This is a genomic window from Candidatus Kapaibacterium sp. (assembly GCA_025059875.1).
Classification (GTDB): Bacteria; Bacteroidota; Ignavibacteria; order Kapaibacteriales; family HRBIN21; genus HRBIN21.
The window spans coordinates 39,767-54,612 of record JANXCT010000003.1; the positions used below are offsets into that span (position 1 = coordinate 39,767).

12 protein-coding genes are annotated in these 14,846 nt (G+C 60.4%); 6 read left to right on the plus strand and 6 right to left on the minus strand.

Annotation, left to right across the window (positions count from 1 at the left end; all coding sequences use genetic code 11):
* Positions 1-3: 3 nt before the first annotated feature.
* The gene (locus NZ960_05020; GenBank protein MCS7176968.1) at positions 4-2,184 is read right to left on the minus strand and encodes a TonB-dependent receptor; all 2,181 of its coding nucleotides are present in this window, start codon (positions 2,182-2,184) and stop codon (positions 4-6) included.
* 115 nt (positions 2,185-2,299) lie between these two features.
* Positions 2,300-2,749: a hypothetical protein gene (locus NZ960_05025; GenBank protein MCS7176969.1), complete on the minus strand. Its 450-nt coding sequence runs from the start codon at positions 2,747-2,749 to the stop codon at positions 2,300-2,302.
* A gap of 203 nt (positions 2,750-2,952) precedes the next feature.
* Here NZ960_05025 and menA point away from each other — a divergent pair, with 203 nt between their 5' ends.
* From menA to NZ960_05050, 5 genes are all read left to right on the plus strand, one after another.
* On the plus strand, positions 2,953-4,308 hold the full coding sequence (gene menA, locus NZ960_05030) for a 1,4-dihydroxy-2-naphthoate octaprenyltransferase (protein ID MCS7176970.1): 1,356 nt from the start codon (positions 2,953-2,955) through the stop codon (positions 4,306-4,308).
* Between the two features lie 4 nt (positions 4,309-4,312).
* Positions 4,313-4,945, plus strand: coding sequence for a CPBP family intramembrane metalloprotease (locus tag NZ960_05035; protein MCS7176971.1), 633 nt, complete (start codon positions 4,313-4,315; stop codon positions 4,943-4,945).
* Between the two features lie 2 nt (positions 4,946-4,947).
* Entirely contained in the window at positions 4,948-5,979 is a 1,032-nt protein-coding gene (locus tag NZ960_05040) for an alcohol dehydrogenase catalytic domain-containing protein (GenBank protein MCS7176972.1), read from the plus strand.
* A 489-nt stretch (positions 5,980-6,468) separates the two neighbouring features.
* Positions 6,469-8,817 carry a hypothetical protein gene (locus NZ960_05045; GenBank protein MCS7176973.1) on the plus strand — a complete coding sequence of 783 codons (2,349 nt, stop codon included), beginning with the start codon at positions 6,469-6,471 and terminating at the stop codon, positions 8,815-8,817.
* 221 nt (positions 8,818-9,038) lie between these two features.
* Positions 9,039-10,976: a competence protein ComEC family protein gene (locus NZ960_05050; GenBank protein ID MCS7176974.1), complete on the plus strand. Its 1,938-nt coding sequence runs from the start codon at positions 9,039-9,041 to the stop codon at positions 10,974-10,976.
* Here the strand turns inward: NZ960_05050 and NZ960_05055 are convergent.
* Together NZ960_05055 and NZ960_05060 are read right to left on the minus strand one after the other, a co-directional pair.
* Positions 10,959-11,633 (minus strand): thiamine diphosphokinase, encoded by a 675-nt coding sequence (locus NZ960_05055; protein ID MCS7176975.1) that lies wholly within the window; start codon positions 11,631-11,633, stop codon positions 10,959-10,961. The genes NZ960_05050 and NZ960_05055 overlap by 18 nt on opposite strands.
* Positions 11,621-12,436, minus strand: a complete 816-nt coding sequence (locus NZ960_05060) for a cobalamin-binding protein (protein ID MCS7176976.1) — start codon at positions 12,434-12,436, stop codon at positions 11,621-11,623. The genes NZ960_05055 and NZ960_05060 overlap by 13 nt, the downstream gene beginning before the upstream one ends.
* Between NZ960_05060 and NZ960_05065 the strand changes: the two genes are divergently transcribed.
* Positions 12,425-12,757, plus strand: coding sequence for an MGMT family protein (locus tag NZ960_05065; GenBank protein MCS7176977.1), 333 nt, complete (start codon positions 12,425-12,427; stop codon positions 12,755-12,757). The genes NZ960_05060 and NZ960_05065 overlap by 12 nt on opposite strands.
* 103 nt (positions 12,758-12,860) lie before the next feature.
* Here the strand turns inward: NZ960_05065 and groL are convergent, their stop codons facing one another.
* Positions 12,861-14,480 (minus strand): chaperonin GroEL, encoded by a 1,620-nt coding sequence (groL, locus tag NZ960_05070; GenBank protein MCS7176978.1) that lies wholly within the window; start codon positions 14,478-14,480, stop codon positions 12,861-12,863.
* A gap of 33 nt (positions 14,481-14,513) precedes the next feature.
* Positions 14,514-14,813, minus strand: coding sequence for a co-chaperone GroES (gene groES / locus NZ960_05075; GenBank protein ID MCS7176979.1), 300 nt, complete (start codon positions 14,811-14,813; stop codon positions 14,514-14,516).
* Positions 14,814-14,846 lie beyond the last annotated feature (33 nt).

Sequence of the window (14,846 nt, forward strand, 5' to 3'; positions counted from 1 at the left end):
CCACTACGGGCTCTCCCCCACACGCCATCGGACGCCGACGTAGACCAGCCGTGCCTCCAGCGGTCCCCAGACCAAGGAGGCATCGAAGTAGGGCCCACGCGGATTCCCTGGGTCCACGACAGCCGAGTGTTGTAGGGCATTCGTCAGGTTCTCCACCCCAACGTAGAGGTCCCAGACTCCGAAGCGGCGCGTCACTTGCCCATTGACTCGGAAGACTGCGGGGAAGCGCTCTCCCCAGCGGAGGCTATCGGGATTGCCCGTCGCCGTCGGTAGCCGACCACCGCTGTTCCAGACGAGCGTTGCATCCACCTGCCACTGGTGGCCTGCAATGGCATAGCTCACCGTTGCCAGCACCCGGTGGGGCGAGACCAAGGGACGGCGCCGCCACTGCCCGCCCGTCTGCGCCCAGGTATCCCACCAGCGGTAGGCCAGCCGGAGCTCGACTCCGGCCACCCTCCCCTCTGCCTGCAGCAGGAGCGAGTTCGCGTAAGCCTGACCAGCATTCTGCAGCAGCAGTCGGCGCGGGCTCCAGTCCAAGTCCGGCACCACTTGGTTCCGGAACTCCGTCCGGTATGCCTCTAAGTCCAGCGTCCACAGCCCTCCGACGGGCAACAGTAGGGTCAGCGAGCCGCCGTAGTTCCAGCCCCACTCCGGCGAGAGAGGCCCGAAGGTAACCTGGCGGGAGCTCAGGAAGAAGGGTAGGTTGTCCGCCACGACGTTCGGCACACGCATCCCTCGACCGCCAGAGAGGCGCACCGTTACGCCAGTCCAAGGCTGCCACTTGAGATAGGCCCGTGGTGTTAGGAATGCCCCGTACTGGCTATGCCAATCTGCCCGGAGCCCGGCCACTACCGTGAGGCCGGAACGGAGATAGAGCGTCGCCTCCAAGAAAGCCCCAGGAACGAGCTCGCGTCGGTTCCACGCCGTATCAGCGAACCGCTCATCGTAGGAGTCCACCAGCAAGTTTGCTCCGTAGCGTAGGCACGTCCCGTCCTCCCACTCGCTGACGAAGAGTGCGGCGAACGTTCCCATGGACTGCGTGCCCTTGTACGGATAGCGCCCCAGTGTCGCCCGCACCTGCTGCCCCACCAGCGCCGTCCGCACCCCGAACTGAGTGATGTCGGAGAGCCTCTGGGTGCTCTTGCCCACAAGCTCACCTCGACGCCCGAGGATGTGGAGCAGATACGACCGCTCTGGGACTGCCGTCCGGAGCGTACCGCCATGGCGCTCATCCACCACGGCTTTCGCAAAGACCTGGAGCTCGGGCTCCTCCGAGTGCAATAGCCACACCATACCCCCGAGCTGCCGCGCCAAGGGCATGTCAATGAAGCCATCGCGGTTGACATCCCGCTCCCACCCTGACCATCGGCCGTTGAGGAAGCCCATACCCTGCCACGAACGAGATATTGTCCGGGTTGAGGCTAGATTTAGCTCAAGCCTTCCAGCAGAGCTGGCGAATAGGTTGGCGAAGAGCGGGGGGCTATCGTACGGCTTGCGGTAGTCGACGCAGACCGTTCCGGTAAGCCCCTCGTAGCCATCTGCAACAGACGTCGCTCCCTTGGAGATGGCAATCCCCTGCAGGAATGGCCCCGGGATGTACTCCCACTGGAACGGGAGCGAAAGCCCACGGAAGAGCGGCACCGCCTCCACGAGCGTCTGCACGTACACCCCGCTCAGGCCCAGCATCTGAATCTGCCGCAGCCCCGTCAGCGGGTCGGAGAAGGTGGCCTCCACCGTCGGGCTCTTCTCGAAGGATTCTGCCAGTGTACAGCAGGCAGACTGCTCCAATTGCTGAATGCTGATGAGCTCCGTCTTCACCGGTGCTGGAGCAATCGTCGGGGCTGCAGCCTCAACCGCGACTTCCCCGACCTCGTAGTCCGCTCTCAACACGATGACCAGCGGCCCCGTCACCCCGGCAGGCAGGACGGTATCCCGGCTGCGGTACCCAACGGAGCTCACCCGCAGGGTGTCCACGCCATCCGGGCGCGGGAGGCGGAAGTGACCGTCGGAGTGCGTCAACACCCCAATCTCGCTCCTTACCCACTGCACGCGGGCTCCAGGCAGTGGGCAGCGGGTTCCATCGGGCTCTTCGCCGTAGACGATCCCTTCAACGTACGGCTGCGCCACCGCCGATAGCACAGCAAGCATAGCAGACCAGATGCCCACAACCATGAGGGCAAGCATTGTCTCCTCCAGCGTTTGTGGAACACGCTACTGCGCAGCACGGAACGGGTGCTGTAACCTGTACACGCAGCCCCGTAGGGAGGACGCCCCTACAGACCCACTCCCGCTGGAGGCTTCAACACCGGAGGATACAGAGTGCCGTGAGGTCTGGTGAAGGCTGGTGGTGCGTTCCTCTCAGAGAGGTCCGAGTTTGCCAGCTCCAGAGGATAGGAAGGGCCAGCTTCAGGTGGCCAACGATAGCGGTCGGCAGCACGAGCCCCTCTTTCCCTTTCTCCGGAAGCCCCTGCGGAATGAGCTCAGTGATGCTCTCGTAACAGTGCCCGTCAAAACAGCATGGCGGCAGCTCATCCGAGGCCGGCTCGGAGCAGTCTTCTGCAGCGACACAGCAGCTAGCCTCCTCTTCCGCTGACGGCATTGCCTGGATGTGGAGGGACGAGAGCGTGCAGGGCTCCGTCAGGCACAAGCGGGAACAGAGGATGAGCGGCAACACGAGAGTCACGCTGCCGTAGAGGCCCAGGAGGATACCGCTGAGCGCTCGGTACCGATGTCGGAGCGTCCATCTCATCGCAAGCTGAGGTGACGATGCCGATACCACGATATTGCTCGATTCGCCCCTACCGCGCCCACTTCCTAGGGAGCACTCCGCTCAAGGAAGGCTCCCCTAGAGCTCCGTCCTCGCACCCCTGCCAAATCGCTAGCATGCTGGAAGTGGCGGGTTTGTATTTTTGCTGACCGGCTGGTCAGTCGAACCATGCTTTGGGTCTCCTGATGGATATCCAGGCACTGCGAGCGGCCAAGCAGGTCTTCCGCGAGAACAAGGCCTTGACGCTCGTCACTCACGGTAGCGATGGGCTGTGGGCCGGTAAGGCCTACTTCGGCGAGCAAGACGGCTACCTCTACGTCGCTCTGGAGCAGGGCCGGAACTACCGCAACGTCATCGAGAACCCGCGTGTCTTCTTCGTGATCGAGCGTGGCGTCCCCGACCGCTTCATCCAAGGCGAAGGGATAGCTGAACCCTTGGGGCCTATCACAGAGCGGCCCGAGCGCAGCATCATCTTCCGCAAGGCGTTGGAACTGGTGCTCTTCGCCAAGCTCATCCCCGGAGTGACGCTCTTCCGGATTCGCCCCACCCGGCTCTTCGTATCGGACTTCACTCGGGAATGGAAGCCGCGAGCTGTTGTAGAGGTCACCGATGCCGTCCTGGACTACTTCCGCAACCAGCTTCGAGACAAGCCCTCAAAGGTGGCTGTCTTCTGGAAGGCTGTCCGCTCGTTCTCGTTTACGGTCACGCTGGCGCCAGTCCTTCTCGGCTCGCTCGTTGCACCGGTCTTCCACTGGGGCCTGTTCTTGCTGACCCTCTTGGGCACACTCCTAGCGCACGCCGGAGTAAACGTCATCAGCGACTACGTGGACTGGCGGCGTGGGGCAGATACCTGGAAAGTCCTCGGCTCCAGCCGCGTCTTAGTGGATGGCCTCATGCAACCGCAGACTCACTTGCGGTTTGGGATCATCCTCATGGTAGCGGCTGCCATCATTGGCGCCATTCTGGCATCCCTCAGCGGTCCAGCGATTTGGTACCTGATGGCAGCAGGGGCTGCGATTGGCATCTTCTACACCGTCCCGCCAATTGGGCTCAAGTACCGCGCACTCGGCGACATCGCCGTCTTCCTGGCCTTTGGCCCTTTGATGGCGCTGGGTGCCTACTACGTGCAGACCTCGCAGTTGGATTGGCTCCCCGTGTGGCTCTCCATCCCGATTGGCCTGCTGACGATTGGCATCCTCCACGGCAACAACTACCGCGACATTGCCGAGGACCGAGCGGCCGGATACCACACGGTAGCGAGCCTCTTAGGGCCACGAGGTTCAGCATACTACTACGCCGTCCTTGTAGTGGCGGCATACGTGTCACTTCTGCTCCTCGTTAGCCTGAAGCTGCTCCCAGTATGGTCGCTCGTGGCGCTCTTGACACTACCCGTTGGGTGGCGTAACATTCAGGTGGCCTTCAACCACGCTCGTGTTGCCTTCAGCTTCCTAGACCTGCTGACGGCCCAACTCCACTTGCTGTTCTCGCTAGCCGTCGTCGCGGGTCTGATCCTCCAGCGACTTGTGCCAGTAGTGTGGTGACCGAATGGGCCTCTCCTTTGCTGGTTTTCCGTTTGGCGGGGTCATTCTGGCGGCAGCCTGGTGGTTCGTGCTCTTCTCGCCGTGGACGGCGCCACAGAACTCCTTCTGGCTGGGGATGGCGATGGCTACAGGGACACTGCTCGGCTACAGCGCCTGGGTCCTCCGCCGAGAGTGGCAGCCCCTCTTCCGAGTAGAGGCCCGATGGATTGCTCTAGGGATCGGATCAGCCTTCGCACTCTACGGTCTCTTCTGGGTCGGCCACGCACTGATGGTCGCCCTCTTCCCTGGAGCGAGCGCCCTCGTCAACGCTGTCTACGCCCGGCGCGCTGAAGCCCCTGCCTGGCTCATTGCTCTCCTACTGGCGGTGTGGATCGGTCCGGCGGAAGAGGTCTTCTGGCGGGGCGTCCTCCAACGCTACCTACAGACGCGGCTTCGGCCCATCTGGGGACTACTAGTCGCCACAGTGCTCTACACATTGGTACACATCTGGGCCGGCAACCCGCCGTTACTACTCGCTGCCTTCGTCGCCGGGATGGCCTGGGGTGCGCTCTTCCTCTGGACGGGCTCCCTCATCCCAGGCATCATCTCCCATGCCCTCTGGGACGTGCTGATGTTTGTCCTACTGCCACTCCAGTGAGAATGCGTGCTGTCGTGCTCCAAGCCCATGGCGAGCCGCACGAGGCCCTCACCTACCGAGTAGACCTCCCTGAGCCAACGCCAGCCCCTGGCGAAGTAGTCCTACGGGTTCGGGCAACCTCGCTGAACCGAGTAGATACTGTCATCCGCCGCGGCTATCCTGGATTGACACTACAGTTTCCACATATCCTCGGTGGCGATATCGTTGGCGACGTCGTTGCCTGTGGCGAGGGTGTGCAGTTGCTGCGGGAAGGGACGAGGGTGCTCGTCTACCCAATCGTGTGGTGTGGCACCTGTTCCCTGTGCCGCAAGGGACTGGAACATCTCTGCCTCCGGTGGCAGTACTTCGGCATGCACCGGGCTGGTGGCTATGCCGAATACGTTGCTGTCCCAGAGCGTTGCTGCATCCCTCTCCCCGAACACCTGTCGGATGTAGAAGCGGCATGCCTCGGCGTCGCTGGTCTCACCGCTTACCATGCCATAGAGGCGGCTGGCGTCAGCGAAGGCAGCATACTGCTCGTCTGGGGAGCAACCGGAGGTATGGGCACCTTCTTACTCCAATTGGCCCGACACCGAGGTGCTTACGTCATCGCCACCACTCGCAGGATGGAGCAGGCCGAACTCTTACACTCCTGGGGGGCCGACTGGGTCCTGCCAACCCTTCCGCCAGAGGCTGTCCTGCAGGCCGTCCAGGAGCGCTTTCCTGAGGGCATTGACGCAGTCATAGACTACGTCGGCCCGGCCACCTTCCCTATCAGCTTCGCACTCCTACGCAAGGGTGGTCGCCTCATCTTCTGTGGGATCCTCACCGGTCGGGAGACCACACTGAGCATCCACCAGACCTACTTACGACACGTCAGCCTACACGGCATCTACCTGGGGACCCGTGCTGAGTTGCAGGCGCTCATCGGGCTGGTGACCGACGGTATAGTGCGTCCCTACGTTGCAGGCGTCCACCCACTTTCGGAAGCACCACTGCTGCATCAGCGGATGGAAGCGGGGGCAATTGTAGGCAAGACAGTGATGGTGCCGTGAGGCGGTTTCCATCCCCGTCCCTGCGGCTCCGTACAAGGCTGTACCGCGCCACCACTGAGTCCGCCGTTCGTTGGTCTGAAACGGCCGTTCATTGCGCGAAAACCACCGTTTGTAAAATTTCGCTCCTACCCCCTTGACATGTTGGGACAGATACCATAACTTTGTACTCAGCCAACAATCCTGTCGCTCGCCTCGGGAGCAAAAGGGCAGGGTTGTTGGCTAAGGTAGCGCTATCCTCTACAGGTATAGAAGGAGCCTCTACTGGCACTGCTCCGAGCAATACAGGAAGAGCGATCCCGAAAAGGCGAGAGCACGGGGGAGCTCCTACAACGGTCCCGACCTAAGAAGACTATCCAACGGATGATAGCCGTACCGGACCCTCTTCTCTTCCGGGGTCAACCGCCCATGGGCTCACCCCCTGATCGTCTCGACCACAGACTGAGGCAGACGCTTCCTTGAAGTATGTTCCACAAATGTTGGAGGTCACTAATGACGAAGGGACATCGTTGGACCCACGGGCAGCATCGTTCCGACCCGCTTCACGACTCGAAGTGCCTGCTCCGGAGACAGCCAGTACGCTCACTCCGGGCCCTGGTGTGGGGAGCCGTGCTCACTCTCCTGCCATCCCTGCTGCCGGTCACGACCATTGCTCAGCAGGACTGCCTGACCTTTGACGCCACCGGCGTGAATCACTGTGCACAATGGTTCATGTCGGTCTCGCGCTGCAACTGGATCGCGACCCCACCTGCGGGGCATCCATCGCCAGCAATGCAGTTCATAGATAGTGCAGGAGGCCCCTCTATAGCAACAAATGCAACACCGTTCTTTGCCGGGAACTGGCTGCAGAAGGCCCAACAGGGCTGCCTCTGCTTTGACTGGATGATAGACCTCCAGTACCCTTCCTCGCCCCCGCCCACATTCAAAAACCCCGGCATCGGCATATGGACGGGGACGGCGCCTCCCCCTGTCGCCAACGTAACGAACGCTCTGCGGGCCGAACTCATTGCTCTTCCAGGTGCGCCGGACATGCAAGAAGACCAATGGTATCGTATCTGCCTTCCCATTGGTCCTTGTGTCGGCGGGAAACTGCCCACAGATGGGAGGTTCACTTGGCTCCTCTCCAACCTACCACCCGGCATGGACACCTGCACGGCCTGGAACATGCTCATTGCGAACGTTACTGGTATCTATCTGGGAATTGACTACCACAACTCGCCTTCCGAGCAGGTGTACTTCGATAACTTCTGTTTTCGCTGTGCGCAGGACCCAGGGGTCTCTGGACTCTGCCGCGAGCTGTGGTCACGGGTGCAGCAGCGCCTTGACTCCGCCTGCTGCACGATCCAATGGCAGGTTCCGAGCCTCGGGGGAGCCTTTGCCGTAGCGTCTCTGCAGTACTTTGTCTCTGGCGGCCTTGTGGACACTTTCTACGCCACGGGCTGTCCCTACACAACGAGTCCGCCCGATCTCCACAACACAGTCAGCGGAACTCTTACCTTCAGCCCACCGTGTACCAATCCCTTAACGCTCTTCAGCGAGATTACGCCAACGACTGCCAGCGGGGAAGTGACTGTCCAGATCTGCGCTCGTCTCATTGGTACTGGCCAGATTGTTGAGTGCTGTGACACCGTCATTATCCGATGCCCTCGTGCCCCCATTACGCGCTGCGACAGCCTTGCCGTAGAGCCTTTCATTTGGCCCGGGCTCAACCTTTCAGGGCGGACCTTTACCATCTACAACCTGAAACAGCCAGCCTCGCCCATCAGGGAGGTTCGCATCCAGCTCGTGCCCGACCCCAACCCGGGGAATCCAACGTTCAAGTGGAACGGCGGTGGCCTCTTGGTCGACGGAGGCCCCCGTCCGTGGGGCGTGGCGAACAGCGGTATACCGTACTACAGCCAAATCAGCATGTGGTGCCCTCCACGAGGCCAAGCCCCACAGGGTCCGGCGGCAAGCAATACAGTCCGGTTCAACTTAGGCGTGGACTACACGCTAAACTGGAGGGGGAGCGCCCAGCTGACAGTCATCCACTGCGACGGGGATACTTGCCGACTAGCGTACGACAACTGGTGTGCGAAGCCCAATCGTAGAGATTGTCTACCCATCGTGCTGCCCCCAGTGAAAGGGATCGAACTACTAGTTCGTCCAACCGTTAGGTCGGCATACCTGCTCGAAGCACAGATTGATACCTCCTTGGTACCGGGCACAGGTGATCTCCACGCCTGTCATGCTTCCATCGTCCCGATAGCGAGGAATTGGCGAGTCATTGGGGCCAGCGTTGACGACCAGCTCACCCGCGATGAGCGCGAGTCAGGACGGTACCACCAGTGGTCTGGCGACACCAGAGTCTCCGACGGATGGGCTATCGTGAGCCTCACCCCATGCAAAAGGCCGACGAACCCCATAAAGAATCCTTGGCGACTACTGGCAACCATAGCTTCGAACGAGCCGACGACTGACACCCCTCGGGTCGCCATCACTTTCTACGACCAGGATGGCAATCCACTTACCAGCGATACCGTACGCGCAACGACACGGCTGACGCCGGTATCGGTAGAGACCACCCAGCCCGGCGGCGACCAGAGCGGCATCCTGCGAATTATTCCGAATCCAGCCGCAGACGAGGTGCGTGTCGAGTACCGCCTTGCCCAACCTAGCGATGTCGTCGTTGAGCTCTGCGACGTGCTGGGTCGGTGCCGCATGGCAGCGCAGTTGGGCTGGATGCCGGCAGGGATCAATACATTCGGGATGAGCACGGCGGAACTGCCGGTGGGCAGCTACATGCTGCGCCTGCGCACGGCTGACGGGGTGCTGACGGCATCGCTGCAGGTGGTGCGGTAACCTTCAGCATCGGCGGAATTGCTACAGCGGCTCCCTCGCCCGAGGGAGCCGCTCCGTTTTTTCAAAACTGCCAAGGCCCCTAAGAGCAAGGCTTCCGCAGCGCATCCCAGAGCTAGGCCAGAAGGCGGCTATAACCACGGCATACCGGCAGCTTGCGATGGTCCTATTAGAATCACACAACCGGGTCTTACTTTTGGAAAGGCAAATTCCACTGCCAGTGGATGGCAACACTGCCGACAATGGCACAGATTCCGGCGCTCAGGTTAGGCATCTTGAGCCTGGTTAGCGCCGCTTGTGCATTCGCACTGCCAGTGCAATGGAGCTCCGGCCTCGTGGCCCTTACCCTCTGTGGAACGCTGCTCATCGCTATCTTCTTCCTGTGGTGGCGACAGATTGTGCTGTGCTATGCAATCGCCGCGATTGGCATTGGGGTCTTCCTGGCGTCGGCATGGCGCTGGGCGTTGCCTCCTATGACGGATGCTGTCGTACAGCCATTCCCCGCGTACATAGAGGGTAGGATTGTCGACATCCTACGGGTCCAGCCTCCGCGGCTGCGCTGCATTGTGGAAGGGCAGGTGGATGCCCAGCCCCTACCGCCGATGCAGGCCCGAGTCCTCCTCTCTATCGCGGAGATAAGAGGCACGGAACCCTGGACACAACCTGGCCGGACGATCCGAGCAACCATCCGCCTACGCCCTCCACGACCCGCCATACTACCGACTGACTTCCCCGAGTGGGACTACTGTGCGCACCTTGACGTCCAATGGGTGGGCTTCGCACATGCGTCGGATGTCAGCCTCTGGGAGGAGCAACCTCGCTCTCGCACAGACCTTCTGGAATTCCTGGCACACCAACGACAGCGCCTCCGCCAGTGGATTGCAGACCTCTATCCCTCAGATGTCCGCCCGCTGGCGCTAGCATTGCTGGTCGGAGACCGCTCGGAGCTTGCCCCTCAGCAACGCCGCGAGTTTGCCCTTACGGGAGCTGCCCATGTACTCGCCATCAGCGGACTCCACGCTGGAGTTGTGGCCGGGATAGTTTTCATTGTGCTTGGCTTCCTCCCTTACCACTGGCTGCGATGGCTCTGCGCAAGCCTCTTGCTTGTGCTCTTCGTTGGCCTCACTGGAGCCCAACCCTCAGCACTCCGAGCTGCTGGAATGGCAATCCTCGGAAGTGCTCTGTACTTGCTCCAGCGGCAGCCACACCCAGTCAACGTCGTCGCTGCTGTGGCTTTTGGGTTACTGCTCCTCCAGCCCGAACTGTTCTTCTCTCGCTCTTTCCAACTCTCGGTCTTGGCTACCCTTGGAATTGTCGGACTCTTCGGGCCATTTGCTCGGTGGCTCCAGCAACTTGGGCCTGCCCTGCCCCAATTCTTACGAGACATGGTAGCACTGACACTAGCAGCAACGTGCGGGAGTGCCTCAGTTGCTGCGATGGCCTTCGGAATCTTCTCCCTGCTCTCGGTCCCGATCAACGTAGCTGCTGTGCCAATGAGCGGGGCGGCGCTGGTAGCTGGACTCCTGGGGATGCTCTCCTACGGCATAGCACCGCCCATTGGCGAACTCTACACAAGCGCCGCCATCGCATGCTTGCGCGGGCTGGCATGGCTAACCCACCACGCTGCCCAGCTCCCGTTTGCTGCCCTAGAAGGACACAGTGCAGCCATTGCAGCTGTCGGAGTCAGCGGTGGCCTTCTATGGCTCTTGAAGGCTCAGCGCTGGATGCATGTCCTCCCGCGGCTCTGCGTCGTTGTCGCTGGGATCGCCTTGGGGAGTTATTGGCTCCGACCGAGCATACAGCCACGGCTTGTTCCTCGCGAGCGGCTTGTTGCAGCATTCCTGCCGACAGCACCGGACACAACCGTGGTTGTACTCATCGACCGACTCCCGCGGCACAAACCAAGGCGAGATCCAGCCCTAGAAGACTACCTCCGTGCCCTTCCGGGGCATCTCTCCATCGCCTATACTGGCTACACGGGCGAACTCCTTGCTCTTCAGTGTTTCCGCTCTCGCGCCAACGTCTCCGTGCTCCCGGCCCCTCCGGTCCTGGTGGACTACATCCACCAGCTCTTCCACTCGCCGCAGCCGCTGCACCAACTCTACCGGCCTCTCTTGCTTCCCGCTGATCTGGATAGAATAGCTTCAGAGCAGCTCGAATGACGGGGCCTTTGGCAACCGATCCCGACAGAACAGTAGAAGCTGCCCACTGTGGATCTCCACGTGCACAGGGGCTCGCCGGACGACGTTTCGTGCGCTCTCCCGCACTCCCCACCGCAGCAGCTCGCCACGTAGCTCCCAGATGAATCCTGTTGTTGTAACACTTGCCTCTGGCTGCGGGACCAACGAGACGGTCTCCCCGACCTCCAACCCCACGACCGCAGACGTGGTTAGTGGTATCCCGTAGCGATGGCTGTCGTAGAAGCACAGTTCTAGAGTTGTTGCATAGCGCACGGCAACGCTCCAGTTGATGAGCGTATGGTCGGGTTCCTCTCCCTGGAAGCCGACGACTAAAAGACGCTTCCAGCCCCGCTGCTGCGCAAAGCAGAGCACTTTCTCGAAATCATTCGTGTCCTGGTCCACAATCTGCACCAGTGGAATGTCGTTGAACAGTTCCCGCTCAGGGGACACGAGCAGCGTATCCAGGTCCCCGACGATATACGACGGCAGAAGCCGGTAGTGGCGGTAGAGCTTAACAGCCGCTCCGTCAGCGGCGATGAGTGGAGCGTAAGAGCACCGTTTGAACACGCCCTGTTCTGGTATCGTTCCGTCAAGGCAGACAATAGCATCGAAGTTGCTGGAGAAGGTCACCCGCAGCATGTGCGCTCCCACCGGTCGAAGATAGCAAGGAGGCGCTCCACGCCGTCCGTTAAGGCCGCCGGACCAGGCTGCAGGATGATGGATGAGGGGATCTCGTAGAGCTGGTTCGTGCGCACGGCGGGAATAGCATCCCACCCTGGCCGCTGTCGCAGACGCTCAGGCTTGAACATCTTCCCACACCACGACGCGATGATGATCTCAGGACTGCGGCGCACGACCTCATCCGGATCCGCGATAATGCGCCGCTTCGCATCAGGATAGCGGCTCAACTCCTCAAAGACATCCTCACCACCGCATATCGTAATGAGCTCGCTCACCCAGCGAATCCCGCTAATGAGGGGATCGTACCACTCCTCAAAGTACACCCGAGGACGACGTTGCCGCTGAGCCCCACGTTCAGCAGCACGCTGAAGACCAGCCATGAGCTGCTCGACATACCTCTCAGCCTCCGCACTCTTCCCAATCAACGCTCCCAGGCGCAGAATCATTGAGAGGATCCCTTCGACAGAGCGATGGTTGAAACAGATGACCTCTACCCCCTGCCGGATGAGCTCGGCACATATAGATGCTTGCAGGTCCGACCACGCTAAGACTACATCGGGCTCCAAAGCCAGGATGGCGTCAATCTTCGCATCCAGGAACGTGGAGACCTTTGGCTTCTGGCGAGCTTCACGCGGCCGTGTGACGAACCCCGAAACTCCTACGATGAGATCGCCAGCACCCAAGGCATAGAGGGTCTCTGTCGTCTCCTCGGTGAGACACACGATCCGTTGTGGTAGCCGCGGCTGGAGATGGAGCCCCATCAGGATTTCTACGAACGCGTCTACGCCCTCGTCCAGCAGATCCCGCGCGGCAAAGTTACAACGTATGGGCATATCGCCCGAGCCCTAGGAATCCGCGCTGGAGCACGATTGGTGGGCTGGGCACTCTATGCAGCCCGAGGCTCACCTGAAATCCCTTGCCATCGCGTTGTGAATCGCCGAGGAGAGCTCTCCGGCAAGATGCATTTCGCTACCCCAACGCTCATGCGCGAGCTCCTCGAGAGCGAGGGCGTGCAGGTTGTCGGTGACCGTGTGGACCTCCGAAAGTACCTCTGGCTTCCACCATGCGCAGAGCAACTGTAAAAAGTTACCCCTGTGCCCACGGGCGGGGCGTGGGACACAGGGGTATTAGGGGGGACGGTATGTGTGTGGAGGGAACTTGGGACAAGTTCCATAGCTATAGACGTTAGTAGTCCACCGGTGGTGTGTTGGTGGTGGACTTCTCTTTCTCCGGCTTCTCTACGACCGTTGCCTCGGTCGTAATGAGCAGGCTGGCGACGGAAGCAGCGTTTTCTAGAGCGATCCGAGCAACTTTCGTCGGGTCAATCACCCCGCTCTCAAGGAGGTTCTCAAACTGCTCCGTTGCGGCATTGAAGCCGAAGCCATCCTGCCCCTCCTTGACCTTGGCAACGATGACGGAGGGCTCAAGTCCAGCGTTCGCGACGATTTGCCGGATGGGCTCCTCCAGAGCACGACGGACGATGTTGATGCCCGTCCGCTGATCTTCATTCTCCGGGTTCAGACCATCCAGCACTGCCATGGCCCGCAGATATGCCACGCCGCCACCCGGGACGATCCCCTCCTCAATCGCAGCTCGAGTGGCATGGAGTGCATCCTCTACGCGTGCCTTCTTCTCTTTCATCTCCACCTCTGTTGCCGCACCGATCTTGATGACGGCGACACCGCCGCTGAGCTTCGCCAGGCGCTCCTGAAGCTTCTCGCGGTCGTAGTCCGAGGTAGTCTTCTCGATCTGCACTTTGATTTCGTTAATGCGCCGCTTGATATCCTCTGGCTTCCCAGCCCCCTCGACAATGGTCGTCGTATCCTTGTCAACGACGACCTTCTTCGCCGTACCCAAGTAGGCAAGCGTTGCGTTCTCTAGCTTGAACCCCTTCTCTTCGCTGATCACGGTACCTCCTGTCAGGATGGCAATATCCTCCAACATTGCCTTCCGCCGATCCCCGAAGCCGGGAGCTTTGACGGCGCATACCCGAAGTGTCCCACGCAACTTGTTGACGACCAGGGTTGCCAAAGCCTCTCCCTCAACGTCCTCCGCGATGACCAAGAGCGACCGACCAGACTGGGCTACCTTCTCCAGGATCGGCAGCAGGTCCTTCACTGCCGAGATCTTCTTGTCGTGGATGAGGATGTATGGGTTCTCCAGCACAGCCTCCATAGTCTCAGGGTCGGTGACAAAATACGGCGACAGATACCCGCGGTCAAATTGCATCCCCTCCACGACTTCTAGCGTTGTCTCGATTCCCTTTGCCTCCTCGACGGTGACAACGCCGTCCTTGCCGACCTTCTCGATCGCATCTGCTACCAGCTTGCCAATCGAGGAGTCATTGTTTGCTGAGATAGTTGCAACCTGCTCAATCTCCTTCCGGCCTTGAACTTCACGGCTGATTCGACGCAACTCCTGCACGATAGCGTTGACAGCCATGTCAATGCCCCGCTTCAGATCCATGGGGTTTGCACCAGCAGCCACGTTCTTGAGCCCCTCGCGGAAGATAGCCTGCGCCAATACCGTCGCTGTCGTCGTGCCATCACCAGCAACGTCGCTGGTCTTCGAGGCAACCTCGCGAACCATCTGTGCTCCTAAGTTCTCGATAGGGTCTTCCAACTCAATCTCCTTCGCAACGGTGACACCATCCTTCGTAACGACCGGTGGTCCAAACTTTTTATCGATGATGACATTGCGACCCTTCGGCCCCAGAGTTACCTTTACAGCATTTGCCAACTTGTCAACCCCTTCCTTGAGAGCTGTGCGTGCCTCAGCATCATACAAGATGATCTTCGCGGCCATTGTTTGCTCCTCCTCACTTGTTGGACTTACCGCCTACTTTGCCTCTGCATTAATGATGGCGTAGATGTCGCTTTCGCGCATAATAAGGTATTCCTCGCCGTCAATGGTGACCTCGGTGCCAGCGTACTTACCGAACAGCACTCGGTCACCAACTTTGACCTGCAGCGGTATGAGTTTTCCGTCTTCCGTTAGCTTTCCTTTCCCAACAGCAACAACTTCGCCCTGCTGCGGCTTCTCTTTTGCAGTGTCCGGGATGATGATACCACCCTTCGTTACTTCCTCCGGTGGGGCTGGCTTGACAACCACTCGGTCATACAAAGGGGTGAGCTTCATCGGCATCCTCTCTGCTTGTTGTACATCAACCAC